Genomic DNA, 23881 nt, shown 5'->3' with positions numbered 1-23881 from the left:
GGTGATCGGATCCGTGGCAGGGCTGACGTGGGCGACGGTCCCGGCCCGCGCCCCCGGCGGCGGAGTGCCGGGGCATCGGGGTTGGCTGCGGGCTCACTGGTCCTCGGTCGCGCGTGCGTCGGCGGTTCCGTGGTCGTGGGTGAGCCGGACGATCGCGGCTGCGGCGCCGCGAGCGCCGCCGGCGTCCCGGGCCTCGATCGCGTCGACGAGCCGCCGGTGCAGGCTGGCGTGCTCCTCGGCGTGGGCGGCGTCCCAGGACGGGCCCCCCAGGTGCGAGGCGAGCGCCGTGCCGAGGTAGTCGTACACCTCGATCAGCAGGTCGTTCCCGCTCGCCCGGACGACGGACCGGTGGAAGAGCGCGTCGACGCCTGAGGCCGCGGACGCGTCCTCGCCGGCGATGGCCGCTTCGGCGTCGGCCAGCAGCTCCCGCAGCTGCCGCACCTGCCCCTCGCTGCGGCGCAGGGCCGCGGCGCCCGAGGCGTACTCCTCCAGGACGGTCCGCAGCTCCAGCACGTCGTCCCGCCTCGCGGAGCCTGCCCGCCGCACCATGACCGACTGGAGCTCGCTGGAGGAGCGGACGTAGGTGCCGTCACCGGCTCTGGGTTCCAGCAGGCCGAGGTGCACCAGCGCACCGATCGCCTCCCGCAGTGTGCTGCGTCCGACCCCGAGCTCCTCGATGAGGGCCTGCTCCGGCGGGATCCGCGTCCCGACCGGCCAGCCCCCTGCCTCAATGTGCGAGCGGAGGCTCGCCACGAGCTGGGCGGACAGGCTGGCCGTCCGCCGCGGTGCGCTGATGCGTTTCATGGAAGTACCATATCCAAACATCAGACATTTGAATACCGTATCTTCTGGCTCGCACTTTCCCCGCTCCGGCATGGCCTCCGACGCGGTGCGGCGCCGGGAGACCCGACCATCCGGGCGAGGGGGAAGGAAGGGCCGTCAGGCGCCGGACTGCGGGCCTGCCGTGCCGGAGGCTGTGACCGCCGTCAGCGGGGTGGCCAGGTCTTCGGCCTCGGGACTGGTGGGCTCGCGTGTTCAGGTGTCGCCTGTGCGCGGCCGAGTCCAAGCGGCGCTCGCGCTGAGTGATCAGCGTGAGCACGTGCGAAGGCGTCCGACCATGCCAGAGGGCGCCGAGGCAGCCCTTGTCGTCAGGGGAAGTCGGGGCACTCCTCGGCGAAGCCCTGCGAGACGGGCTGCCATACGCCGTGGTCCGTACGTACGCTCAGTCGATCCGCTTCCTCCGCGGTCTCGATCGGCTGAGCGGTGGTCAAGGGGCCGGCCGCCGCGAAGACCCGCCCGAGGTGGTGGCAGCGCGGCATCGAGCGGAGTTGCTCCGAGCACGGCTCATCGGCGGTCGAGGGGGTTCAGGCCGGGTAGGCGTGGGTCTGGGTGGCCTTGACGGTGGCCCAGACGGCCGCCCCCGTCACCAGGTCCAGTTCGGCGACCGCCGTCGGGGTCAGGTCGGCGGCCAGCGCGAGCGGGCCGGTCAGGTCGGCGCGGACCTGGTCGCCGTGCTGCTCCAGGCCGGCCACCGTGACCTCCCAGGCGTTGCGCGCGCTGGAGTCGGGCCGGTTGCGGTGCAGCGTCACCGCGGCCGGCGGGAAGGCCACGAAGGCCGGGCCGGCCAGCTCGTCCGCGGTGACCACCGTCACCCCGTCGGGCAGCTTCACCGCGTGGCCGTCCGCCACCCCCTGGTACAGGTTGAGCCCCACCAGCCGGGCGACGTAGTCGGTGCGCGGCCGGCGGGCGATCTCGGCCGGCGTCCCGGCCTGCACCTGCCGGCCGTTCTCGATCACCACCAGCCGGTCCGCCAACACCATGGCGTCCAGCGGGTCGTGCGTGACCAGCACCGCCACCGCCTCGAACTCGGCCAGGTGGCGCCTCAGTTGGGAGCGGACGTCGAGTCGGGTGCGGGCATCCAGTGCGGCCAGCGGTTCGTCCAGCAGCAGCAGTCGCGGCCGGACCGCCAACGCGCGGGCCAGCGCGACCCGTTGGGCCTGACCACCGGAGAGCTTGGCGGGCCGCTCGGCCGCGTGCTCCTCGAGTCCCATCCGGGCCAGCCAGGGCAGCGCCTCGGCCCGCGACTCCTGCTTCGAACGGCCTTGGCAGCGCAGGCCGAAGGCCACGTTGTCCAGTGCGCTCAGGTGCGGGAAGAGCAGGTAGTCCTGGAAGACCACACCGATCGGCCGGCCCTCGGCGGGGACGTGCCGGTGGTCGGCCGGCTCCGCCAACACCGTGCCGTCCAGCCGGAGATGGCCGCCGCTGAGCGGCAGCAGCCCGGCCAGCGCGCGCAACGCGGTGGACTTGCCGGCGCCGTTCGGCCCGAGCAGCGCGATCACCTCGCCCGCGGCGGCGGTGAGTTGGAGGTCCAGCGAGAAGCCGCCGCGATCCACCCGCAGTCGGGCGTCCAGTGAACGGCCGGTGAGGTCAGGCGAGTCGGTCACGGCGCACTCATCCAACGGTCGCGCAGCCCGACCAGCACGGCGATCGAGACCACCAGCAGCACCAGACTGAGCGCGATCGCCGCGTCCGGGGAGTTCTGCATCGCCAGGTAGACCGCCAGCGGCATGGTCTGGGTGGTCCCCGGGAAGTTCCCGGCGAACGTGATGGTGGCGCCGAACTCACCCAGCGCCCGGGCCCAGGCGAGCACCGCGCCCGCGCCCACCCCGGGGGCGATCAGCGGCAGGGTGACCCGGCGGAAGGCGGTCAGCCGGGAGGCGCCGAGGGTGGCCGCCGCCTCCTCGTAGCGCGGGTCGGCCGCCCGTAGCGCACCCTCCACGCTGATCACCAGGAACGGCATCGCGACGAAGGCCTCGGCGACCACCACACCCGGCGTGGTGAACGGCAGGGTGAGCCCGAACGCCGAGTCCAGCCAGCGCCCGACGATCCCGTTGCGCCCCAGCACCAGCAGCAGCGCCACCCCGCCGACCACCGGTGGCAGCACCAGCGGCAGGGTGACCAGCGCCCGCACCAACCGCTGCCCGGGAAACGTGGTCCGGGCCAGCAGCCAGGCCAGCGGTACACCCAGCAGCAGCGAGACGCCGGTCGCGGCCGTCGCGCAGATCAGCGACAGCCGCAGCGCCTGCCACACCTCGGAGCTGGTGAGCAGTGCCGGCATGGTCCGCCAGGGTGCGCGGATCACCAGCCCGGCCAGTGGCAGCACCAGGAAGAGCAGCCCGAGCAGGGCGGGCGCCAGCAGCGCCACCGGGGTGCGGGCGCGTCGGGTCACGGCGTCTGGAAACCGGCCGCGGTGAGCACCTGCTGGCCCGCGGGGGACAGCACGAAGGCCTCGAAGGCCTTGCCGCCGGCGGCGTTCGGGGCCTTGCTCAGGTCGGCGATCGGGTACTGGTTGACAGCCTGCTGCGCCTCGGGGAAGTTCACACCGTCCACCTTGCCACCCGCCGACTGCACGTCGGTCTTGTAGACGACGGACGCGTCCACCTCGCCCAGCTCCACCTTGGTGAGGGCGCTCGTGACGTCCTGTTCGAGGGTGACCGGGGTCAGGTTGACGTTGCCCGCCTTGAGCGCGGTCTGCGCGGCGGCGCCGCACGGCACCGTCTTCGCGCAGAGCGCGACCTTGATGCCGGGCGCGGTGAGGCCCTGCAGCGAGGTGATGTGCTTCGGGTTGCCCGGGGCGACGGCGATCTCCAGGGTGTTCTTGACGAAGACCGTGGGGGTGTCGGCGTTGTCCTTGGCGTCGGTGACGGTCTTCATGGTGGCCGGCGAGGCGGCGGCGAAGACGTCGGCGGGGGCGCCGGAGACGATGCTCGCGGCCAGCGTGTCACTGCCGCCGAAGTTGAACTTGACGGTGCTGCCCGGGTTCGCGGCCTCGAACTTCTTGCCGAGTTCGGTGAACGTGTCCTGCAGCGAGGCGGCGGCGAAGACCGTGATGGTGCCGGAGACCTTCGGCGAGGCCGAGGAGCCGCCGGAGCCCGCGGAGCTCGACGAGGAGCTGCTGCTGCAGGCGGTCAGGCCGGCGGCCAGCGCGAGGGCGGCGAGCGTTCCGGCGGCGGTGCGGGATCGGGTGGTGGTCATGCTGAAGTTCCCCTCCTGCCGCGCGGGGGCGCGCGGGGTGCGGTAGGTACGGGCCGGTCCGCCACGGCCTGCGGCGAAAGGGGGCGACCCTGGGGACCGAGTGAGCAGGGCTCGTATCTGCGGTCGATGTGCCGATCATAGTGCCGCAGATGCAAGCCTGGAATCCCCTGTCTCTTTGCACAGAACCGCCCCGAGCAGGCTACTGGGCGGGCTGTGCGAAGCGTCGGAATTTCGCCGGGTCCGCTCCGCGGCCGCCGCCCGGGCCCCGGGTCCGCCGCGGAAAAACGCTGGCCGGCCCGGCCCGGGGTTCGCCACAGTGGTGGCTCGCACCCAGCAGGAAGGCCTGTCCGATGTCCACGCTGCGGGTCACCGCCGAGCGGTTGACCGTTCTCCACCACCCCAACGCCGACGCCCTGGAGCTCGCCCAGGTCGGCCTCTACCGCGCGGTCATCGCCAAGGGCGCCTACCGGACCGGCGACTACGCCCTCTACATACCCGAGCAGGCCGTGCTGCCCGAGGCGTTGATCGGGGAGCTGGGCCTGACCGGGCGGCTCGCGGGTGGCGCGGCGAACCGGGTGAAGGCGGTCCGGCTGCGCGGCGAGCTCTCCCAGGGCATCGTCTGCCGTCCGCGCGCGCTGGCCGGCGTCGACCTGGCCGGCGCCGCCGCCGAGGGCCGGACTTCGCCGCCGAACTGGGCATCACCAAGTGGGCGCCGCCGATCCCGACCTCGATGAGCGGCGAGGTCGAGGCGGCGCCGGACCTGCTGCCCTGGGTGGACATCGAGAACCTGCAGCGCTTTCCGGACGTCTTCGAGCCCGGCGAGCCCGTGGTGCTGACCGAGAAGCTGCACGGCAGTTGCTGCCTGCTCACCCACCACGCCGGCAGTGGCACGGTGCAGGTCTCGTCCAAGGGGATCGGCGCGCAGGGCCTGGCACTCAGGGAGGACGAGCGCAACCTCTACTGGCGGACCGTCCGGGCGCACGGCGTGCCGGCGGTGGCCGCCGAACTGGCCGAGCGGCTGGGCGCCGAGCGGGTCGGCATCTTCGGCGAGGTCTTCGGCGCGGGCGTGCAGGACCTGACGTACGGGGCGAACGGGCGCACCGGGCTGCCGGGCTACGCGGTCTTCGACGTCTCGGCGGTGATCGACGGTCAGCTGCGCTGGCTGGACGCCGCCGAGTTGCTGACCGGCCGGCTGCCGCTGGTGCCGCGGCTGTGGAGCGGACCGTTCGACCCGGCGGTGGTGCTGGCGCTGGCCGACGGTCTGGAGACCGTCTCGGGGCGGCAGCTGCACCTGCGCGAGGGCGTGGTGGTACGCCCGGTGGTCGAGCGCTACAGCCCGGTACTGAACGGGCGGGCCATCGCGAAGGTGGTCAGCGGCGGGTACCTGACCCGCAAGGGCGGCACCGAGTACGAGTGACCTGCGTGCCCGGCCCCGACGACGCACCCGGGCCGACGCGGTGCCCGGGCGCGCCGACGGGCCGGCCGTACCCTGGCGAACGTGATCGCGCACGAGGACCGCAGGCTCTGCGCCCTGGCCGCCCAGGGCCGCTGGGCCGAGCTGCTCGGGGTCTACCGGCGGACCCGGGCCGCGGTCGCCGCGGGTGGCGGGGAGCGGGCGGCCGCCGAGCGCACGGCGCCGCTCGGCCACGAGCTCGCGCTGGCGGCGCCGGTCGGGATCGCGGCCGCGCTGTTCGACCGCTCCGCCGGTCCGGGCGCCGCGGCCGGTCCGGACGACGGCCAGGTCGGGCCGCTCTGGGAGGTGCTGGCGATCCGTCACCCGTGGGACGTGCTGGACCCGCTGCTGCGCGCCGAGCCGGTGCGCACGCTGGCCGCGCACACCCGGGTGCTGCTCGGCGAGGACCTGGCCGGCAGCCGGCTGCTGCCACGCCCGGCGGCTCGACCGACCAGCCCGCCGGCGCCGCCGCTCGCGCTGCGCCCGTGGGAGCAGGCGGGCTGGGAGGTGGGCAGCCGGATCACCGGCTACCGCTCCGGCGGGGCGGCCGCCACCGCGCTCTTCTCGCTGCCGGACAGCCTGGAGGGCCTCGGGCCGGTGGCGTTGCCCGCCCGCGGGTCCGCGCTGCCGGCGGGCGCGCAGCCCGCCACCGCCGCGCTGCGCTCGTTGTCCGGCTGGGTCACCGTCCGCTGCCTGCGCGGCACCGCGCCGGAGGCGGCCGCGCTGCTGGCCCCGGCCCCGGCCGGCGCCGGGCCCGCCACCGGCGGCTACCTCCCGTTCGCCACGGCCTACCCGGCGCTGGTCCGGGCCGCCGCGGGGGCCGGCGCGCACGCCCGACCCCGCGGCACCGCGCGCGGCCGGCTCGCCGTCTGGCGGGCGCTCGCGCTGATCGCCGACCCGTCCGGCTGCTGCCCGGTCGAGGAGGTGGACGCCCTGGTCGCCCGGATGCGCTGCTTCACCTGGTGCGATCCGGCAGACGAGATCTACCACCTGCACCTGGCCCTGGAGGACCCCGCCACCGGCCTGGCCTGGGCGGTCAGCGGCTCGGACTACGACTAGGGGTGGGGTCCTCCTCCCGCCCTACCACCAGGGGCGGTGGTGATCTCCGTCCGCGGCGGGAGGACCGCGCCGCGCGGGTTCCGTAGCGTCATCTCCCGTGCGCAGTGGCCGGATCCCGTCGCGCGAGGGGACGACGGGACCCGGCCTCCTGCTCGAGGACACCCCGCCGGAGCGCCTGCTGGCGGCAACCGGGACGAGAGCGGCCCGGTCGTTGCCGGCCGCCCGGCGCCGGGGCCGGCCCGAGCTCCCGGGGATCAGCGGCGGGTGGCGACGGCGAAGACGCGGCGGAACGGGAAGACCGTCCCGTACGGGGTGGCCGGGTAGGCATCGCGCAGCAGGGCCGCGTACTCGGCGAGGAAGGCCTGCTGCTCGCCGGGGTCGGTGAGCCGGGTCAGCACCGGGCGCAGCGCGGTGCCCCTGGTCCAGGCGAGGACCGGGTCGGGGCCGGTGAGCAGGGTGCTGTAGGTGGTCTCCCAGACGTCGACCGTGCAGCCGCTGGCGGCCAGCGTGGCCAGGTACTCGGCGGGCTGGTGGACGGCGCCGCCGCGGACGGTGTCGCCGAGGGCGGCGCGCCACCGCGGGGAGCGGCAGAGGCCGGCCAGCAGGACGTGGCTCGGCGCCTCGAAGTTGCCGGGGACCTGGAAGGCGAGCGTGCCGCCGGGGCGCAGTGCCGTGACCCAGCGGGGCAGCAGGTCCAGGTGCCCCTCGACCCACTGGAGGGCGGCGTTGGAGGCGATCAGGTCGGGGGCGGCCGGCGCGGGGTCGTAGTCGTGGGCGTCGGCGAGCAGGTAGTCGGCGCTCGGATCGCCCTCGGTACGGGCGGTGGCGAGCATCTCGGCGGAGTTGTCGACACCGGTGATCCGAGCCCCGGGCCAGCGCTCGCGCAGCACGGCGGTGGAGTTGCCCGGCCCGCAGCCGATGTCGAGGATCCGCGGTGTGCCGCCACCGGCGGGCTCCGGCACCCGGGCGAGCAGGTCGCGCAGCGGGCGGGTGCGCTCGTCGGCGAAGCGGAGGTACTGCTGCGGGTCCCAGACGGCGGCGGGACCGGCGGGGGTGGTGGGAAGCATCACGGCCCTCCAAGTATCTTGACATCAAGAGAACTGTCTCGACAGCAAGCATGCCACGAAATCTCTTGACGTCAAGATACTTCTGGGAGCGTGCCGCGCCTGGCCGGTTCCTGGTGTGGCGCCGGCGCTGGGGCCCGAGCGGCGGCCCGGGCGGCGAGATTCCGCCATTAGCCCGGCCTGCCGGGCGCCGGCGGGGGCGCGTCGAGTGGTCGCCGGGTATGCCTCTGGCCTAGGCGGAAGGCGGTCCGGGAGGTCGCGGTCGGTGCGGCGGGCGCGATGGAATCGGACAGCTGCGCCACGCGGTGCGAAATCACCCACTGGTCCCACCGGCTGACTCTGCGTTAGCGTTTCGTCCCGTCGCCGCCGGACCAAGATCCGCAGGCCGCGACGGCAACGGGGGGATCCACCGGAACCGGCACTTCTGTCCGAGGCGCCCGCCCGTGCGGGGGCCTCTCTCCGTGGAGGAAACCAATGGGCTTGAGAAAACGCTGGGCTGCCGCGCTGACCGCCGGCGGACTGCTGGCGCTGGGGGCGCCCGTCGCGGCCGCCCACGCGGACACCGCGCCGGCCTACCGGACCGACCTGCGAGTGCTGGTGCTGGACGACGGTGGACCCTCGGTGGCGTCCATCACCGCCGAACTCACCAGTGAGGGAATCCCGTTCACCGACGTGCTGCTCAGCAACACCAGCCGACCGGTGATCAACGCGGCCTTCCTCACCGGCACCGCCCCGGACGGCAGCGTCGAGGCCAGGTTCCAGGCCGTGGTGATGTCCAGTGCCTACGCCCTCGGCGCCGGCAGCGCCGAGACCACCGCGCTGACCGCCTACGAGCAGAGCTACCACGTCCGCCAGGTGGACGCGAACACCTACCCGCAGCCCTCGGTCGGCCTCAACTGGCCACAGAACCCAGGCTACTTGGGCAGTCTGGACGGAATGACAGGAACGGTCACCGCGGCCGGGCTGGCCGGTCCGTTCGGCTACCTCAAGGGCAGCGTCCCGTTCGAGCAGATCAACCCGAGTGTGGTGGAGAGTTACGGGTTCCTGGCGACCCCGCTGGCCACCCAGGCGGCCGGCGCGAGCTTCACCACCTTCGTCGGGATGCCGATCCCGGGCAGCACCCAGACCGGCAGTCTGGTCGGTGACTACCACCACGACGGCATCGACGAGTTGGTCACCACCTTCGCCTACAACCAGTACCAGCAGCAGTGGCGGCTGCTGGCCCGCGGCATGGTCGACTGGATGACCCAGGGCGTCCATCTCGGCTTCGACCGCGACTACTTCGGCGTCCAGGTGGACGACGTGCTGCTCGCCGACAACCGGTGGAGCCCCACGCTGAAGTGCACCATGGGCAGCGCCAACTGCAACCCGGCCGCCGGCAGCCCGGACACCGTGCCGATCCGGATGACCGCCGCCGACGTGGACTACGCCAAGCAGTGGGAGGCGGCCAACAACATCACGCTGGACCTGGCCTACGACGGCAGCGGCAGCGACAGCACGGTCGCGGCGAGCGGATCCGACCCCACCGAGGCGGAGTTCGCGGCGAACGCCGCCTCCTTCCGCTGGGTGAACGGGACTTACGGCCACCCGTACCTGGGCTGCGTGCAGAACGTCACCGTGGTGCCGTGGGTGTGCTACACGGACGGCACCGGCGCCCCGCAGTGGACCAACCAGGCGGCCATCACCTCCGCCATCCAGTCCAACCTGACCTGGGCGCAGGGCAAGGGCCTGTCGGTGGACCCGAGCGAGCTGGTGACCTACCAGAACTCGGGGCTGGCGCTGCCGCCACAACAGACCCAGGACAACCCGTCGTTGGCCCCCGCGCTCACCGCGGCCGGGGTCACCGCGCTGGCCTCCAACGGCTCGACGGAGACCGCGGCCCGGCAGGTCGGTACGGCGCTGACCGTCCCCGGCCACCAGGACGACGTCTACTACAACGCCGCCACGGCGGCCGAGGAGACCGACGAGTACAACTGGGTCTTCACGCCCACCGCCCAAGGTGGCAGCGGTAGTTGCGGTACCTCGACGGCGACCGGCTGCCTGGCCGCGCCGCTGGACGAGACCACCGGCTACCAGATCACCATCGTGCCCACCGAGGCACGGATCGCGATGCAGCGAGTGATGGGCAACGACCCGACCCCGCTGGTGCTGCACCAGTCCAACTTCGCCGAGGAGCGGATCGCCTACCCGCTGCTCAACCAGATCGTCAGCAGCTACCAGGCGCTGTTCAACACCAACACCCCGATGGTGAACCTGCGGTTGAAGGACATCGCCGGGCAGGAGCAGAACCAGGCGGCGTGGAACGCGGCGCTGGCGGCCGGCACGGCGAGCGGGTACCAGATCGGCTCGACGGTGACCGTCAGCGCGCCGGCCGGGGTGCAGGTCCCGGTGACCGCGCCGACGGGTACCGTCCAGGTGCAGCAGACCGGCACCACGCCCACGGCGGTCGGCTCGACCTACGCCGGGGAGTTGTCGGGCTGGCTGGCCCCGGGCGCGGGTCAGAGCACGGTGACCATCCAGACGCCGGCCGCGCCGCAGGCCGTGCACCCGAGCGTGGTCGCGGCGGCTCCGGCGGCTCCGGCGGCGAGCGGCACACCCGCGGTGCGGCCGTTCGTGCTGACCGGGGTGCGCAAGCCGGTGCCGTTCGGCCCGGGTGACACGGTCCGCTGGGCGGCGGACCGCCGGTAGTGAGGGACGTCGATGGGCCGGCCGTGGAGAGCGGTCGGCCCATCGGCCTGGTCGCGAGCCCGCCGAACAGGCTCCGCCCGGCGCCGGCTGGCGACAACCCGCTGGTACGGCCGATGAGTTGGCGCGGCCTGACGGTGCCCCAGCCGGCCGGCAGGGTCGGCAGCCGCTGGGTCGGGGCGTCGTCCGGCCCGAGCGGGTCGTGATCGGCCGGGCGCCGGCCCCGGGAGACGCGCCGGCGGGCGGGGCGGTCCACTCGGGGCAGCGCGCCCGCCGCCCGCCGGCCCTCCCCACGGAGACCGGCGGGCGGCAGTGGGCCTCGACGTCCGTCCGGTCCTAGACCGCGAGGACGTTGGCGGCCGACGGGCCCTTGGTGCCCCTCTCGACCTCGAACTCCACCTGCTGTCCCTCGGCGAGGGTCTTGAAACCCGTCCCCTGGATCGCGCTGAAGTGCACGAAGACGTCCTTGCTGCCGTCCTCCGGGCTGATGAAACCGAAGCCCTTCGACTCGTTGAACCACTTGACGGTGCCCTGAAGCCTTGCCATCGGTACTCCCTCGACTCACGCGCTGGGGCGGCGTGCCTCGGGGACCGCCGCGAGCGTTGCTCCGGGCCCGAACTCTACCCAGCGGAGGCGGGGAAGCCGGGCGATCCGCGGGGTGGCCCGCGTGGCGGAGGCTCAGGGGGTAGGTCGCGGCCAGGGAGCGGCGACCGGCAGTGAACGTCAAGGGGAGGTAAAAGTTCGGCATCGGCGCGCCGCCGCCCCCGCCTCGCCACGCCGCCCGAACTGGGGCCGACCGCGCGACTGGTGACGTCGCGTCGGTGCGCCGACCCCGCTGACGCCGCGGGCCCGGTGCCCGGTGCGGGGGAACCACACCGGGCACCGGGCCCGCGGTCACGCGTGCGCGCCGATCAGGGCGCGGAGTCCGGCACGTTGGGGCTCTTGGCGTAGGCCTGGATCGGCGTCATGCCGACACCGTTCAGGCTGACGGTGTCCTGGTGGCTGACCTGGGCGCAGGAGCTGGAGTCGTCCGCGGTCGCCGAGTTCGAGCCGGACAGCGCCGCCTGGGTGTTGACCGGTGCGGGGGCCGCCGGGGCGCCGCCGCCGAAGCTGGTGCCGGAGGTCCAGTCGTTGCCGATCACCAGGGTGATCCCGGGCCCGTCGCCGGGCTGGACCGCGGAGGCGGGCAGGCCGAGCGAGGCGGCCACCTCCGTCGCGTCCGCCTGGCGGCCCGCGGCGTAGCTGACCTCGGTCTTGTCCGCACTGGCGGTGGAGGTGGACGAGCTGGTCAGCGAGGAGTAGCCGTCCGCCTTGAGCGCCTCGGCGATGTCACCGGCCCGGCCGGCGACCTTGGTGCCGTTCTTGACGTGGACCGCGATCTCCGACTTCGGCGCGCCCGAGGCCGCGGGCGGCGCGGCGGGTGCCGAGCTGGGCGCGCTGGTCGCGGTGGAGGTGGCCTGTGCGGCGGCCGAGGACTTGTCGCCGCTGCCGGTGGTCAGCGACTGGTCGTTGATGATCGCGGAGAAGAGGTTCTTCGCGGCGGGCGAGACCAGGACGCGCGAGCTGTCGGCGGGGTCCGGCTCGTTCTGCATCGTGGAGAAGGTGATGCGGTTGGCCGGCACCTTGTTCAGGTCGTCCGCGAGACCGACCAGGTTGGGGATGCTGTTCAGCCCGTTGTCGACGGTCAGCGCCTTGGTCGCGGCGTCTGCCAGCCCGTACACGGCGCTCGGGTTGGCCAGCGTGCCGGCGCTCTTGAGCTGGCGGACCATCGCGCCGATGAAGATGTGCTGGGAGACGGTACGGGTGAGGTCGCTGCCGTCGCCGAAGCCGTGCCGGGTGCGGACGAACTGCAGCGCGGCCAGGCCCTTGAGGGTGTGGGTGCCGGCCTTCAGCTTCAGTCCCGAGTCGGGGTCGTAGACGTTGTCGCTCACGCAGACCGGCACGCCGCCCACCGCGTCCGACATCTGGATCACGCCGGAGAAGTCGACCTTCATGAAGTGGTCGATGGGTATGCCGGTGAGCTGGTGCACGGCGGCCACGGTGCACCCGGGACCGTAGTCCAGGGTGGAGTTGATCTGGCCGCGCTGGGCCTTCATCGAGGTGTGGTCCTGGGTGTCGTCGCACGCGGGCAGCTGGGTGACGGTGTCGCGCGGGATGCTCATCACCGTGGCGTTGCTGCGGTCCGCCGAGACGTGCACCACCATCTCCACGTCCGCGTTGGCCCCCGGCCCGCAGTCGCCGCCGATCTGGCAGTCGGTGGCGTTGTCGCGCTCGTCGGAGCCGATCACCAGGAGGTTGATCGGGGTGCGGCCGAAGGCGTCGGCCTTCTCGTGACCGGCGTCACCCGAGGTGCCGGAGAACAGCGCGGAGCTCTTGATGTTGCCGGAGAGGTGGACATAGAGGTACCCACCGCCCGCCGCGGTGACCAGCACCAGACCGGCCGTGGTGTACGCCAGGATCCGCAGGCCGCGACGCCGGGGCTTCTTGCGGCCCTTGCGCGACCCGGCCCGGCCGCCGACAGCAGGTGCGGCGTCGGCCACGGCACCCTGCCGGCGCCGCCTCGGCTGCGGCTGCTCCAGCTCTATATCGGTCATGCCGGCATGTCCTCATTCCTCTACCGGGTCGATGTCCCCCGGTATCTCAGTACGGCCCCGGCGGCCCGTTTGGTTCCGTGAGGCCGGACACTCCGGCGAACGGTGGCCGTCCGGTCCGGCGGCTCGGGCCCGGGCTGAGCATCAAAGCAACCGTTCATGAGAGCGGTCATAAGAATGCTCCGGGCGTTTCCCGGCAGAGTCTGCCGTATTCCGCACCGGGGCAGAGCGCGGGGTCCCGAATCGGCGGGCCCGCGCGTCCGGTCCGCCCGGTTCTGTCCCCCCGGACGGTGGGCGGCCCGCGCGGGCCGGGCGGTGTCCGGTACGGCGGCCAAGGGGGCGCATGGTGTGACTTGTGGACAAATGGTGATCATGGGCGCCGAACCGCCGCGGTCCCAGTGTAGGGGGCGCGGCGGGGGTGGGGGAGTTACGAGGCGTTGCCCCGGACCGTGCAGACGCTGTTCACCGACGTCGGGGTGAAGCCCAGCGGGTGTGCCCACTCGTCCAGCAGGTTCTGGCAGACCGCGGCCTCCTGCGGGGTCTTCGGCCCGTCGGCGAGGGCCGGGATGGGGGCGGCGGCCACGGCCGCGGCGGCGAGCAGGGTCAGGGTGGCGAGCTTGCGGATCATCGGCGACCTCTCAGCTGGGGGGGCGTGCTGCCTGTCCGGCCATCTCCTACCGGAAAGCCGGTCGGCTATCGTGAAGACATGCCGACGACCGCCGTGCTCCCCCCTCCCGCCGCCTAAGCGGGCGGCGAGGACCCCGAAGACCAGAACCCGGGCGTGCTCCTGGGACGGTCGGTGCTGCCCGCTCACGGGAACCCGACCAGTTCACGTCTTCCGTGGGAGAACACCCGTGTCCGCTGTTGCACGCACCCTGTCCGTCGGGCGGGGCATGCTCTACCTCACCGTGGCCGCCACCTCCTGGGGCACCGCTGGTGCGGCTGCCGAACTGCTCTACGGCCGTAGCGGGTTGGGCCCGCTGGCGCTCACCTTCTGGCGCTCGGTGGGCGGAGCGGCACTGTTGCTGCTCGCCGCGCCGGCGATCCGTGGGCGGCGCCGGGGAGCCGACCGCGTGGCGGCCCGTCCGTCCGCCGGCCGGATCCTGGTCAACGGTCTGGGCCTGACCGTCTTCCAGGCCGGCTACTTCGAGGCCGTGCGGGGCACCGGGCTGGCGGTGGGCACCGTCGTCACGCTCGGCGCCGGGCCGGTGCTGATCGCGCTCGGCGCCCGTCTGTTGCTCGGTGAACGGCTGGGCCGGGCCGGGCTGTTGGCGGTCGGCGGGGCGCTGGCCGGGCTGCTGGTGCTGGTGCTCGGCGACCGGGCCGGGAGCGGCGGGGTGCGCCCGGCCGGGGTGGCCTGGGCGCTGCTGTCCGCCGCCGGGTACGCCTGCCTGACGCTGTACACCCGGTGGCGCGGGCGGGCCGGGGCGCACTCGGACGCCTTCACCACCACCGTCTGGTCGTTCGCGGTCTGCGCGCTCTGTCTGCTGCCGTTCGCGCTGGCCGAGGGGATCCTGCCGCACCCGGCCGGCCTGGGGCGCACCCTCGGACTGCTGGGCTACCTGGCGTCGGTGCCCACCGCGCTGGGGTACGCGCTGTACTTCGCGGGGGCGGCGGTGGTGCGGGCCGCGACCGCCTCGGTGATCGTGCTGATCGAGCCGGTGAGTGCGGCGGTGATCGCGGTGACGCTGCTCGGTGAGCGGCTGGCGGCGGCGACGGTGGTGGGCACGGTCCTGCTGCTGCTCTCGGTCAGCGGGCTGGCGCTCGCGGAGGCGCGGCTGGCGGCCCGGACCCGCGCGGGGGCGCCGGCGCCCGATCCGCTCGGGTCGCCGGCCCCGGTGGGCGCGCGGCCCGGCCCGCGCGCCGACTGACCCACCGCCGACTGACCCAACGTCGACCGACCTGCCGTCGACCGAGCTACTGGCGGTCGGCCGGCCGGTCGGCCAGCGCCAGGAAGCGTTCGTCGGTGTCCAGGTAGCTGGTCAGCCGCCAGCCGGCGGCGGCCAGCAGCGGGCGCAGGTTGGGCTCGGCGCGCAGGTCGTCCGGGGTGAGCGCACGCCCGTGCCGGGCCGCCAGTGCGGCCCGGCCGACCGGGTGGAACAGCGCGAGCCGGCCGCCGGGGCGCACCACGCGGGCGAGTTCGGTGAGCGCGGCGAGCGGTCCGGGCAGGTGGGCGATCAGGCCGGCGGCGAAGACCGCGTCCAGCGCGCCGTCCGGCAGCGGCAGCCGGGCGCAGTCGGCGACCGCGAGCACCGCCAGCCCGGACCGGCCGGCGCGGGCGGCCTGCTGGAGCATCTCCGGGGTCAGGTCGAGGCCGAGCACCGTGCCGGAGGGGCCGACCGCGTGGCGCAGCGGCGGCAGCGCGCGGCCGGTGCCGCACCCGGCGTCCAGCACCCGCTGGCCGGGGCGGAGGCCGAGATCGGTGACGGCCGCCTGGTAGCGCGGGCCGTCGTCGGGGAAGCGCCGCTCCCAGTCGGCGGCCCGGACCGCGAAGAACTCGCGCGTCCTGGTCCGCTCGGCCGCGGCGTCGCTCGCGGGTTCGGACGGCAACGGCATGGCGGCACACTCCCTCGGTCGTGCTCCCCGACAGGTCGGCAGCGTACCTCCCGTGACCTGACCGTCGGGTGGTCGTTGAAGGTGGCGGAGCGGGCAGCCGTTACCCCATAAACTAAGGCTAGCCTAACCTAAGTCAGGGAGGGCTCACCTCTGGAACTGGGGAGTTCGCCGTGTCCCTCGCTGCCCTGCCCGCCCCGTCCACCGGCCCCGGCGACGGCATCCTGCGCCGCCAGCGGCTGCGTGAATCCGCCGCCCGCACCTACGCGCGCTCGTTCCCGATCGTGCCGGTCCGCGCGAACGGCATGACGGTGGAGGGCGCCGACGGCCGCCGCTACCTCGACTGCCTCGCCGGCGCCGGCACGCTGGCCCTCGGCCACAACCACCCGGTGGTCCTGGCGGCGATCCGTCGCACCCTGGACAGCGGTGCGCCGCTGCACCTGCTCGACCTGGCCAGCGCGGAGAAGGACGACTTCACCACCGCCCTGCTGGAGACCCTGCCCGCCGAGTTCGCCGACCGGGCCCGGGTGCACTTCTGCGGCCCGGCCGGCACCGACGCGGTCGAGGCCGCGCTCAAGCTGATGCAGACCGCGACCGGCCGGCGCGGCGCGCTCGCCTTCACCGGCGGCTACCACGGCATGACGGCCGGCGCCCTCGCGGTCTCCGGCCCGGTCTCGGTCAAGGAGCCGCTGCCCAGCGGCGGCGAGGTCACCCGGCTGCCGTACCCCTACTCCTACCGCTGCCCGTTCGGGCTCGGCGGTGCGGAGGGCGAGCGGATGGCCGCGGTCTACACCGAGCGGCTGCTGGACGACCCGTCCGGCGGGGTGGTGCCGCCGGCCGCGATGATCCTGGAGGCGGTGCAGGGCGAGGGCGGCGCGGTGCCCGCCCCGGACGGCTGGCTGCGCGAGATGCGCCGGATCACCGCCGAGCGCGGCATCCCGCTGGTGGTGGACGAGGTGCAGACCGGCGTCGGCCGGACCGGTGCGATGTGGGCGGTCCAGCACAGCGGCGTCGTGCCGGACGCCATGGTGCTCTCGAAGGCGATCGGCGGCAGCCTGCCGCTGGCCGTGGTGGTCTACCGCGAGGAGTACGACAGGTGGCGGCCCGGCGCGCACACCGGGACCTTCCGTGGCAACACGCTCGCGATGGCCGCCGGCGCCGCCACGCTGCGGCACGTCGCCGCGAACGGGCTGGCCGACCGGGCCGCCGTGCTGGGCGCACGGATCCAGGCCGAGCTGGCCGAGCTGCGGGGCCGGCTCCCGGTGATCGGCGACGTGCGCGGGCGCGGGCTGCTGCTCGGGGTCGAACTGGTCGACCCCGAGGGGCCGTCGGACAGCTGCGGGGCGCACCCGGCGGATCCCCGGCTGGCCGTCCGGGTGCGCGAGGCCTGCCTGGCGCGCGGGTTGATCGTCGAACTCGGCGGCCGGCACGACGCGGTGCTGCGCCTGCTGCCCCCGCTGACCATCACCGACGAGCAGGTCCGCGCGGTGCTCGACCGGCTCGCCGAGGCGATCGACGCGGCCTGCCGGGACCAGCGGTGACGGTCCGTCAGGAGGCGGAGCTGCCGCCACTGGCCGGCGGGGTGGCCGGACCCACGGCGCTGCGCCCGCTGCTCGGCGCGGTGTTGGACGCGCTGACGGTGGGCGCCGCGCGGCGCGGCGGCCCGCTGCCGGCCGGTGGCCCGGCGGAACTCGCCAAGCTGGTGGCCGACGCGCTCCGGCTCGGCGGACCCGACGCGCCGGACCCGACGGCGCTGGCCAGGCTGACCGAACTGTTCGCGCGGGGGGCCGCCGACCCCGCCGACCCGGCCTGCGCCGCCCACCTGCACTGCCCGCCGCTGGCCGTCGCGGTCGCCGCCGACCTGGCCGCCGATGTGCTCAACGCCTCGCTGGACTCCTGGGACCAGGCCCCGGCCGCCACCGTGCTGGAGACCGAACTGATCGCCGAGCTGGCCGAGTTGGCGGGTTTCCGGGCGGATCGGGCGGCCGGGGTGGTGACTTCCGGCGGGACCGAGTCCAACCTGCTCGGCCTGCTCCTGGCCCGCGACCAACTGCTCGGCGGACGACCGGAGTTGGACGGGATCCCGACGGCCAGCCGGCCGCGCATCCTGGCCTCCGAGGTCGCGCACTTCTCGATCCAGCGCGCCGCCGCGCTGCTCGGACTGGGCGAGCGGGCGGTCGTCCCGGTCGCCGTCGACCGCGACCTGCGGATGGACGGCGACGCGCTGGCCGCCGCGCTCGCCGCGGTGGTCCGGGCCGGCGAGAAGCCGCTCGCCGTGGTCGCCACCGCCGGCACCACCGACACCGGCGCGATCGACCCGTTGCACCGCTGTGCCGACCTGGCCGCGCGGCACGGTGCCTGGCTGCACGTGGACGCCGCGTACGGAGGTGGCGCGCTGCTCTCCGAGCGGCTGGCCCCGCTGCTGGACGGGCTGGCCCGGGCCGACTCGGTGGCGCTCGACTGGCACAAGCTGGGCTGGCAGCCGGCCGCCGCCGGGGTGTTCCTGGTCCGCCGGGCCGAGAGCTACGCCTCGCTGGCCCGCCGGGCCGCGTACCTCAACCCTGCCGACGACGAGGCGGCCGGCTACCCGAGCCTGCTCGGCCGCTCGCTGCGGACCACCCGCCGGGCCGACGCGTTCAAGATCTCGGTCACCCTGCGCACCCTGGGCCGGGCCGGGCTGGGCCGGCTGGTCGACCGCTGCCACGAGTTGGCCCGGGCGACCGCCACCGCCGTGCGGGACCGGCCCGAGCTGGAGCTGTACGCCGAACCGCTGCTGAGCACCGTGCTGTTCCGGGTGCTGCCGTGGGATCCGGCGCGGCGGGCCGACCCGGCGGCGGTCGACCGGCTGAACGCCGAGCTGCGCCGCCGGCTGCTGGCGGAGGGGCGCGCGGTGCTCGGCCGGACCGAACTGCCGGGCCGTGGGCCGGGGTTGCTCCGGCTCAAGCTCACCCTGCTCAATCCGCACACCACCGAGGCGGAGCTGGCCCGGCTGCTGGACGACGCGGTCCGGGCCGGCCGGGAATGCGAGGGCCGCTGATCGCACAGTCCGGGGCGGCCTCGCTCTGGTGACGGGCCGGGGTTCCGGTGACGGGCTGAGGTGGGGTCAGCCGTGCAGGCCGAGCAGCACGGCCCGGGTGTGCTCCCAGGTCTGCGGGTCGCTGGCGACCAGCAGACCGTCCTCGCCGCCCGGCGGGTCGGCCCGGTAGGGCGAGCCGTCCAGCCGGGCCGAGACGCCGCCGGCCTCGGTGACCAGCAGTGACCCGGGGGCGTGGTCCCAGGGCAGGGTGCGCCAGTAGAGCAGGAACTCCAGCTCGCCGTCGGCGATCTGCGGATACTCGATGCCCGCCGCCCGCCGGCCCTGGTTCACCTGGCCGAACGCCTGGATCCGGGTGGCCAGCCCCGGGAAGAGATGCGGGGTCAGGAAACGGCGCTTGACCGAGCCGCGCCACTTCTCCGGCAGGTCCGCGGCCGGGGTCCGGACCAGCCGGTGGCCGTCCCGCCAGGCGCCCGAGCCCAGCTCGGCGGCGTAGGAGGTGCGGGTCATCGGCTGCCAGATCCAGGCGGCGACCGTCCGGCCGTCCCGGACCAGCGAGACCATCAGCGCGAAGTCCGGGCGGCCGGCGATGAAGTTGGAGGTGCCGTCCACCGGGTCGACCAGCCAGCAGGCGGGCTCGGTGTGCAGGCAGCGGGCCAGCATCGGGTCCGCGGCCACCGCCTCCTCGCCGACCACCGGGAGCGGCAGCAGGTCGTGCAGCCGCCGCGCGATGATCAGCTCGGCCTCGCGGTCGGCGACCGTCACCACGTCGCCGGGGGCCTTCTCCATCACCTCGCCGGCCGTCAGGGCACGGAAGCGCGGCTCGACGGCCTCGGCCGAGGTCTCGGCGAGGATCTCCGCCACCTTCTCCATGAGCACGCGCCCGCTCCCTTCGCTCGGGTACCACTCTCGCACGTCACGGCGGGCGTGACCTGCGGCGGACCACCTCCTGGGGGTACCTGCGGGGGCGGCGGACGGTTCGGGTACGCAGCCGCGGGGCGGGACCGGGCGCGGGCCCCACCGGCGCGGGCGGGCCGGGCGCGGGGGCGCGCCGGTCACCGGTGGCGGTGCCGGACCACGTCGTCGTACTCGGCGTGCACCCGGCGGTCCATGGCGAGGGTGAACTGGGCGTCGGCGACCACCCGGGCGAACGGGCGGATCCGGCTCAGCTGCTCGGTCAGGTGGGCCGCCTCGCCGGGCGGGAGCGGCTGCTCGGTGGCCAGGGCGCCGAGCAGTTGGTCGCGGATCAGGCCGACGAAGACCTCGGCCACCGCGTCGGCGTACTCCTGCGCCTTGCGGCTGGCGTCCAGCACGGCGGCCAGCGGGACGCCCTCGGCCACCAGGGCGATGGTGGCGTCCATCAGCCGGCGGCTGACGTGGGTGATGCCGTCCTCGGTGACGGTGATGTACCCCTGGGCGATCGACTCCGCGGTGTTGGCCTCGGTGAGCTGGTCGCCGAAGGCGGCCGCCAGCTCGGCCCAGCTGAGCGAGACGGGAGCCTCGTCCGACCAGGGCGCGGTGATCGCCGCCTCCAGGCCGATCAGCTCCGCGACGTCCCGGCCGCTCTCACCGGCGCCGATCAGCTCGGCGATGCCGCCCAGGGTGTGGCCGCGCTCCAGCAGCTCGGCGATCACCCGCAGCCGGGCCAGGTGCGCCTCGCCGTACCAGGCGATCCGGCCCTCCTTGCGCGGCGGCGGGAGCAGCTTGCGCTCGCGGTAGAAGCGCAACGTGCGGGTGGTGATGCCGGCGGCCGCGGCGAGCTGCTCGACCCGGTACTCGCGCGGACCTGCTGGGGTGCTCTCGATCTCCGCCACGCGGCCAGCATAGGGGCGGGCCGGGGACGGCCACGAGTGACGGAGGGGCCCGGTGAACCGGGCCCGTCCGGCTTCTTCCCAGCCCGGATCCCAGCGGTTACCCTGCCAATCGTGCCAGTGAATACTGGCACGATTGACGCCCCCACACTGTTCCCGACCGGTCCCGCATCCCCCAGGGGGCAGCGTCATCCCGCCCGCGCCTCGTACCTCCCGAGAGGACCGCCGCATGGCAGCCATCCCCGACCAACCCCCCACCCCCGAGCCCCGGCACGTCCGGGTCGCCGTGATCGGCTCCGGCTTCGGCGGCATCGGCGCAGGCGTCCGGCTGCGCCGGGCCGGCATCACCGACTTCGTGATCCTGGAGCGCGCCGACTCGGTCGGCGGCACCTGGCGGGACAACAGCTACCCGGGCTGCGCCTGCGACGTCCCCTCGCACCTCTACTCCTTCTCCTTCGCACTCAACCCCGACTGGCCACGCAGCTTCTCCGGCCAGGCCGAGATCCGCGGCTACCTGGAGCGGGTCACCGACACCTTCGGCCTGCGGCCGCACCTGCGGCTGCGCACCGAGGTCACCGAGGCCCGTTGGGAGGCCGCCCGGACCCGCTGGCGGATCAGCACCAGCGCGGGGGAGTGGACGGCCGACGCGCTGGTCAGCGCCACCGGCCCGCTCTCCGACCCGCAGATCCCCGAGCTGCCCGGGCTGGCCGCCTTCCCCGGCCAGGTCTTCCACTCCTCCCGTTGGGACCACGACCACGACCTGACGGGCAAGCGGGTCGCCGTGGTCGGCACCGGCGCCTCCGCGGTGCAGATCGTCCCGGAGATTCAGCCGAAGGTGGGACGGCTGACGGTCTTCCAGCGCACCCCCGCCTGGGTGCTGCCCAAGGCCGACCGCGAGATCAGCGCCGCCGAGCGCTGGCTGCACCGCACCGTCCCGGCCACCGCGGCGGTCCGCCGGGCCACCCTGTTCGCCGTCCGCGAGTTCCAGGTGGACGCCTTCGTCCGACGGCCCGGCACGCTGCGCCTGGTCCAGCAACTGGCCGAGCGGCACCTGGCCCGGCAGATCGCCGACCCGGTGCTGCGCGCCAAGCTGACCCCCGACTTCCGGATCGGCTGCAAGCGGATCCTGCTCAGCCGCACCTGGTACCCGGCGCTGGCCGCGCCCAACACCGAGCTGGTGGCCGCCGGGCTGACCGAGGTGCGCGGCTCGACGCTGGTCGCCGCGGACGGCAGTGAGCACGAGGTGGACGCGATCGTCTTCGGCACCGGCTTCCACGTCACCGACATGCCGATCGCCGAGCGGGTCTTCGGGGTGGACGGGCGGAGCCTCGCGGAGGAGTGGAAGGAGGGGATGGCCGCCCTGCGCGGGTCGACCGTGCGCGGGTTCCCCAACCTCTTCTTCGTGATCGGGCCGAACACCGGCCTGGGGAACAGCTCGATGATCCTGATGATCGAGTCCCAGCTGAACTACCTGATCGACGCGCTGCGCACGCTCCGCTCGGTCGGCGCCACCGCGCTGCAGCCCACCGAACGCGCGCAGCGGCACTGGAACCAGCGGCTCCAGCACCGGATGGGGCGCACGGTCTGGACCACCGGCGGCTGCCGCAGCTGGTACCTGGACTCCCAGGGCCGCAACACCGTGCTCTGGCCCGGCTCGACCGCCGAGTTCCGCCGCGCCACCCGCCGGATCGACCTCGCCGAGTACGAGCTGATCAAGCGCGCCGCCCCGGTGCCGGCGCCCGTGACCGAGGAGGTCCCGGCATGACGCCGCCCGCCGACTGGGTGCTGCCCACCCCCGCCGAGCGGCTGCGGGTCCGCTCCGCCGACGGCAGCTGGCTCAACGCCGAGGCGTTCGGACCCGTCGACGCGCCGACCGTGTTGCTGGCGCACGGTTGGACCTGCTCGATCGGGTTCTGGTCCCCGGTCATCCACCGGCTCGCCGACGACCACCGGGTGGTCGCCTACGACCAGCGCGGCCACGGCGGCAGCGACATCCCGCCGACCGTCCGCGGCTACTCCACCAGGGCGCTCGCCGACGATCTGGAGGCGGTGCTCACCCGCGTCGTGCCGGCGGGCGGCCGGGCCGTGCTGGCCGGGCACAGCATGGGCGGGATGACCATCATGGCGGCCGGTGGCCGGCCCGCGGTGGCCGCCCGGACCGCCGCCGCGTTGCTGGTCAGCACCGGCGCCGGCGGCCTCACCGAGGAGGTCCGGCTGATCCCGGCGGCCGTCCGCCCACCGCGGCTGCGGGCCTGGCTGACCCGCCGGATCCTCTCCTCCCCGCTGCCGCTCGGCCCGGTCACCGGTCCCGGCAAGGCGGTGCTGAAGCACGCCACGATGGGCCGGGCCACCCCACCCGAGCCGGTCGAGGCGTGCGCCCGGATCGTGCACGCCTGCCCGACCGCCGTCCGGGCCCGCTGGGCGGACGTGCTCGGCGAGCTGGACGTACGGACCGGGCTGGCCGCGATGACCGCGCCGACCGCCGTCGTGGTCGGCAGCGCCGACCGGCTCACCCCACCGGTGCACGCGCACCGGATGCTGGCCGCGGCCCAGGCCCCGGCCGGACTGCTGGAACTGCCCGGCGTGGGGCACATGGCCCCCGCCGAGCGACCCGCCGAGATCGCCGCCGAGATCCGCCGGCTGGTCACCGCCCACCTGGCACCCGAGAGGACGGAAGCCGGATGACCCCGCCGCTGCACGCACAGGTCGTCGTCGTCACCGGAGCCGCCCGCGGGCTGGGCGCGCTGATGGCCCGCCGGCTCGCCGAGCGCGGCGCCAAGGTGGCACTGGTCGGCCTGGAGCCGGCCGAGCTGAAGGCCGCCGCCGCGCTCTGCGGGCCGGAGGCGTCCTGGTGGGAGGCGGACGTCACCGACCTGGCCGCCCTCGGCGGAACCGCCGAGGGGATCCTGGAGCGCTACGGCCGGATCGACACCGTGGTCGCCAACGCCGGGATCGCGATCGGTGGGCCACTGCTGGACAGCGATCACACCGCCTTCAGTCGGGTGATCGAGGTCAACCTGCTGGGCAGCGTGGCCACCGCCCGGGCCTTCCTGCCCGCGTTGGCGGCCAGCCGCGGCTACCTGTTGCAGATCGCCTCACTGGCGGCGATCACCCCGGCCCCGCTGATGAGCGCGTACTGCGCGAGCAAGGCGGGCGTCGAGTCGTTCGCGCACGCGCTGCGCGCCGAGGTCGCCCACCAGGGGGTCCGGGTCGGGGTCGGCTACCTGAGCTGGACCGACACCGACATGGTGCGCGGCGCCGACCAGGACGACGTGCTCCGCGAGATGCGGGCCCGGCTGCCCTGGCCGGCCAACCGGACCTACCCGGTCGGCCCGGCGGTGGAGCGGTTGGTGGCCGGGATCGCCCGCCGCTCGTCACACGTCTACGCGCAGGCCTGGCTGCGCGGGATGCAGCCGGTGCGCTGGGTGCTGCCGGGGCTGATCGCCGCGGTCGGCGGCCGCGAGGTGGGCCGACTGGCGCCGCGGCTGCGGGAGACCGCGGGGAGCCGGCTGCGCCCGGTCGGCGCGGGCGGGGCGGCCGACGAGGCCGCGCGGTCCGCAGCAGGACCCTCGCGCGCGGAGGCGGGCGGCCAGTAG

The 23881-nt window shown here is 74.6% G+C and carries 19 protein-coding genes and 1 pseudogene; 9 read left to right on the top strand and 11 right to left on the bottom strand.

The window, feature by feature from the left end:
* Positions 1–93: 93 nt before the first annotated feature.
* From ACIGXM_RS19090 to modA, 4 genes are all read right to left on the bottom strand, one after another.
* A complete protein-coding gene (locus tag ACIGXM_RS19090) occupies positions 94–804 on the bottom strand; it encodes a FadR/GntR family transcriptional regulator (protein WP_396562289.1) in 711 nt (236 codons plus the stop codon).
* A gap of 560 nt (positions 805–1364) precedes the next feature.
* The gene (locus tag ACIGXM_RS19085; protein WP_396562287.1) at positions 1365–2444 is read right to left on the bottom strand and encodes an ABC transporter ATP-binding protein; all 1080 of its coding nucleotides are present in this window, start codon (positions 2442–2444) and stop codon (positions 1365–1367) included.
* Positions 2441–3229, bottom strand: a complete 789-nt coding sequence (locus tag ACIGXM_RS19080; RefSeq protein ID WP_396562285.1) for an ABC transporter permease — start codon at positions 3227–3229, stop codon at positions 2441–2443. The genes ACIGXM_RS19085 and ACIGXM_RS19080 overlap by 4 nt, the downstream gene beginning before the upstream one ends.
* Positions 3226–4035, bottom strand: a complete 810-nt coding sequence (gene modA / locus ACIGXM_RS19075) for a molybdate ABC transporter substrate-binding protein (RefSeq protein WP_396562283.1) — start codon at positions 4033–4035, stop codon at positions 3226–3228. The genes ACIGXM_RS19080 and modA overlap by 4 nt, the downstream gene beginning before the upstream one ends.
* A 350-nt stretch (positions 4036–4385) precedes the next feature.
* On the opposite strand from modA, the pseudogene ACIGXM_RS19070 reads away from it, so the two are divergent.
* Both ACIGXM_RS19070 and ACIGXM_RS19065 read left to right on the top strand, forming a co-directional pair.
* Positions 4386–5452, top strand: a pseudogene (locus tag ACIGXM_RS19070) (RNA ligase (ATP)).
* A gap of 81 nt (positions 5453–5533) precedes the next feature.
* Positions 5534–6547 (top strand): hypothetical protein, encoded by a 1014-nt coding sequence (locus ACIGXM_RS19065; RefSeq protein ID WP_396562281.1) that lies wholly within the window; start codon positions 5534–5536, stop codon positions 6545–6547.
* Positions 6548–6801: 254 nt separating this feature from the next.
* On the opposite strand, the gene ACIGXM_RS19060 is transcribed toward ACIGXM_RS19065, so the two are convergent.
* On the bottom strand, positions 6802–7614 hold the full coding sequence (locus ACIGXM_RS19060) for a trans-aconitate 2-methyltransferase (protein ID WP_396562279.1): 813 nt from the start codon (positions 7612–7614) through the stop codon (positions 6802–6804).
* A 471-nt stretch (positions 7615–8085) separates the two neighbouring features.
* On the opposite strand from ACIGXM_RS19060, the gene ACIGXM_RS19055 reads away from it, so the two are divergent.
* Positions 8086–10299 carry a hypothetical protein gene (locus ACIGXM_RS19055; protein ID WP_396562277.1) on the top strand — a complete coding sequence of 738 codons (2214 nt, stop codon included), beginning with the start codon at positions 8086–8088 and terminating at the stop codon, positions 10297–10299.
* 333 nt (positions 10300–10632) lie between these two features.
* Here the strand turns inward: ACIGXM_RS19055 and cspE are convergent, their stop codons facing one another.
* The 3 genes from cspE to ACIGXM_RS19040 form a co-directional block, all read right to left on the bottom strand.
* Positions 10633–10842: a transcription antiterminator/RNA stability regulator CspE gene (gene cspE, locus ACIGXM_RS19050; protein WP_396562275.1), complete on the bottom strand. Its 210-nt coding sequence runs from the start codon at positions 10840–10842 to the stop codon at positions 10633–10635.
* A gap of 365 nt (positions 10843–11207) precedes the next feature.
* Positions 11208–12890, bottom strand: a complete 1683-nt coding sequence (locus tag ACIGXM_RS19045; RefSeq protein WP_396562273.1) for an LCP family protein — start codon at positions 12888–12890, stop codon at positions 11208–11210.
* A gap of 424 nt (positions 12891–13314) precedes the next feature.
* The gene (locus ACIGXM_RS19040) at positions 13315–13515 is read right to left on the bottom strand and encodes a hypothetical protein (RefSeq protein WP_396562271.1); all 201 of its coding nucleotides are present in this window, start codon (positions 13513–13515) and stop codon (positions 13315–13317) included.
* 265 nt (positions 13516–13780) lie between these two features.
* Between ACIGXM_RS19040 and ACIGXM_RS19035 the strand changes: the two genes are divergently transcribed.
* Positions 13781–14758, top strand: a complete 978-nt coding sequence (locus ACIGXM_RS19035) for a DMT family transporter (protein ID WP_396562557.1) — start codon at positions 13781–13783, stop codon at positions 14756–14758.
* A gap of 46 nt (positions 14759–14804) precedes the next feature.
* Here ACIGXM_RS19035 and ACIGXM_RS19030 read toward each other — a convergent pair whose 3' ends face one another.
* Entirely contained in the window at positions 14805–15443 is a 639-nt protein-coding gene (locus ACIGXM_RS19030; protein ID WP_396562269.1) for a class I SAM-dependent methyltransferase, read from the bottom strand.
* A 170-nt stretch (positions 15444–15613) separates the two neighbouring features.
* Between ACIGXM_RS19030 and ACIGXM_RS19025 the strand changes: the two genes are divergently transcribed.
* Both ACIGXM_RS19025 and ACIGXM_RS19020 read left to right on the top strand, forming a co-directional pair.
* Positions 15614–16981 carry a diaminobutyrate--2-oxoglutarate transaminase family protein gene (locus tag ACIGXM_RS19025; RefSeq protein ID WP_396562267.1) on the top strand — a complete coding sequence of 456 codons (1368 nt, stop codon included), beginning with the start codon at positions 15614–15616 and terminating at the stop codon, positions 16979–16981.
* Positions 16978–18477 carry a pyridoxal phosphate-dependent decarboxylase family protein gene (locus tag ACIGXM_RS19020; protein WP_396562265.1) on the top strand — a complete coding sequence of 500 codons (1500 nt, stop codon included), beginning with the start codon at positions 16978–16980 and terminating at the stop codon, positions 18475–18477. Before ACIGXM_RS19025 ends, ACIGXM_RS19020 begins: the two co-directional genes overlap by 4 nt.
* A 66-nt stretch (positions 18478–18543) precedes the next feature.
* On the opposite strand, the gene ACIGXM_RS19015 is transcribed toward ACIGXM_RS19020, so the two are convergent.
* On the bottom strand, positions 18544–19347 hold the full coding sequence (locus tag ACIGXM_RS19015) for an inositol monophosphatase family protein (RefSeq protein ID WP_396562555.1): 804 nt from the start codon (positions 19345–19347) through the stop codon (positions 18544–18546).
* Between the two features lie 182 nt (positions 19348–19529).
* The gene (locus ACIGXM_RS19010; RefSeq protein ID WP_396562263.1) at positions 19530–20288 is read right to left on the bottom strand and encodes a MerR family transcriptional regulator; all 759 of its coding nucleotides are present in this window, start codon (positions 20286–20288) and stop codon (positions 19530–19532) included.
* A 226-nt stretch (positions 20289–20514) separates the two neighbouring features.
* Between ACIGXM_RS19010 and ACIGXM_RS19005 the strand changes: the two genes are divergently transcribed.
* The 3 genes from ACIGXM_RS19005 to ACIGXM_RS18995 are packed head-to-tail and all read left to right on the top strand — an operon-like array spanning position 20515 to position 23881.
* Positions 20515–22050 carry a flavin-containing monooxygenase gene (locus tag ACIGXM_RS19005; protein ID WP_396562261.1) on the top strand — a complete coding sequence of 512 codons (1536 nt, stop codon included), beginning with the start codon at positions 20515–20517 and terminating at the stop codon, positions 22048–22050.
* Positions 22047–22970, top strand: a complete 924-nt coding sequence (locus tag ACIGXM_RS19000; protein ID WP_396562259.1) for an alpha/beta fold hydrolase — start codon at positions 22047–22049, stop codon at positions 22968–22970. The genes ACIGXM_RS19005 and ACIGXM_RS19000 overlap by 4 nt, the downstream gene beginning before the upstream one ends.
* Positions 22967–23881, top strand: a complete 915-nt coding sequence (locus ACIGXM_RS18995) for an SDR family oxidoreductase (RefSeq protein ID WP_396562257.1) — start codon at positions 22967–22969, stop codon at positions 23879–23881. Before ACIGXM_RS19000 ends, ACIGXM_RS18995 begins: the two co-directional genes overlap by 4 nt.

The sequence above is a fragment of the Kitasatospora sp. NPDC052896 genome, from assembly GCF_044547075.1.
Lineage (GTDB): Bacteria > Actinomycetota > Actinomycetes > Streptomycetales > Streptomycetaceae > Kitasatospora.
The sequence above is the reverse complement of the archived record's forward strand: the minus strand, read 5'-3'. Positions and strand labels throughout refer to the sequence as shown.

What these genes read in the sequence shown, in the direction of transcription:
- ACIGXM_RS19090 (WP_396562289.1), bottom strand. Translation starts at nt 804, where the DNA reads ATGAAACGCATCAGCGCACCGCGGCGGACGGCCAGCCTGTCCGCCCAG.
- modA (WP_396562283.1), bottom strand. Translation starts at nt 4,035, where the DNA reads ATGACCACCACCCGATCCCGCACCGCCGCCGGAACGCTCGCCGCCCTC.
- ACIGXM_RS19060 (WP_396562279.1), bottom strand. Translation starts at nt 7,614, where the DNA reads ATGCTTCCCACCACCCCCGCCGGTCCCGCCGCCGTCTGGGACCCGCAG.
- ACIGXM_RS19055 (WP_396562277.1), top strand. Translation starts at nt 8,086, where the DNA reads ATGGGCTTGAGAAAACGCTGGGCTGCCGCGCTGACCGCCGGCGGACTG.
- cspE (WP_396562275.1), bottom strand. Translation starts at nt 10,842, where the DNA reads ATGGCAAGGCTTCAGGGCACCGTCAAGTGGTTCAACGAGTCGAAGGGC.
- ACIGXM_RS19045 (WP_396562273.1), bottom strand. Translation starts at nt 12,890, where the DNA reads ATGACCGATATAGAGCTGGAGCAGCCGCAGCCGAGGCGGCGCCGGCAG.
- ACIGXM_RS19040 (WP_396562271.1), bottom strand. Translation starts at nt 13,515, where the DNA reads ATGATCCGCAAGCTCGCCACCCTGACCCTGCTCGCCGCCGCGGCCGTG.
- ACIGXM_RS19035 (WP_396562557.1), top strand. Translation starts at nt 13,781, where the DNA reads ATGCTCTACCTCACCGTGGCCGCCACCTCCTGGGGCACCGCTGGTGCG.
- ACIGXM_RS19030 (WP_396562269.1), bottom strand. Translation starts at nt 15,443, where the DNA reads ATGCCGTTGCCGTCCGAACCCGCGAGCGACGCCGCGGCCGAGCGGACC.
- ACIGXM_RS19015 (WP_396562555.1), bottom strand. Translation starts at nt 19,347, where the DNA reads ATGGAGAAGGTGGCGGAGATCCTCGCCGAGACCTCGGCCGAGGCCGTC.
- ACIGXM_RS19005 (WP_396562261.1), top strand. Translation starts at nt 20,515, where the DNA reads ATGGCAGCCATCCCCGACCAACCCCCCACCCCCGAGCCCCGGCACGTC.
- ACIGXM_RS19000 (WP_396562259.1), top strand. Translation starts at nt 22,047, where the DNA reads ATGACGCCGCCCGCCGACTGGGTGCTGCCCACCCCCGCCGAGCGGCTG.
- ACIGXM_RS18995 (WP_396562257.1), top strand. Translation starts at nt 22,967, where the DNA reads ATGACCCCGCCGCTGCACGCACAGGTCGTCGTCGTCACCGGAGCCGCC.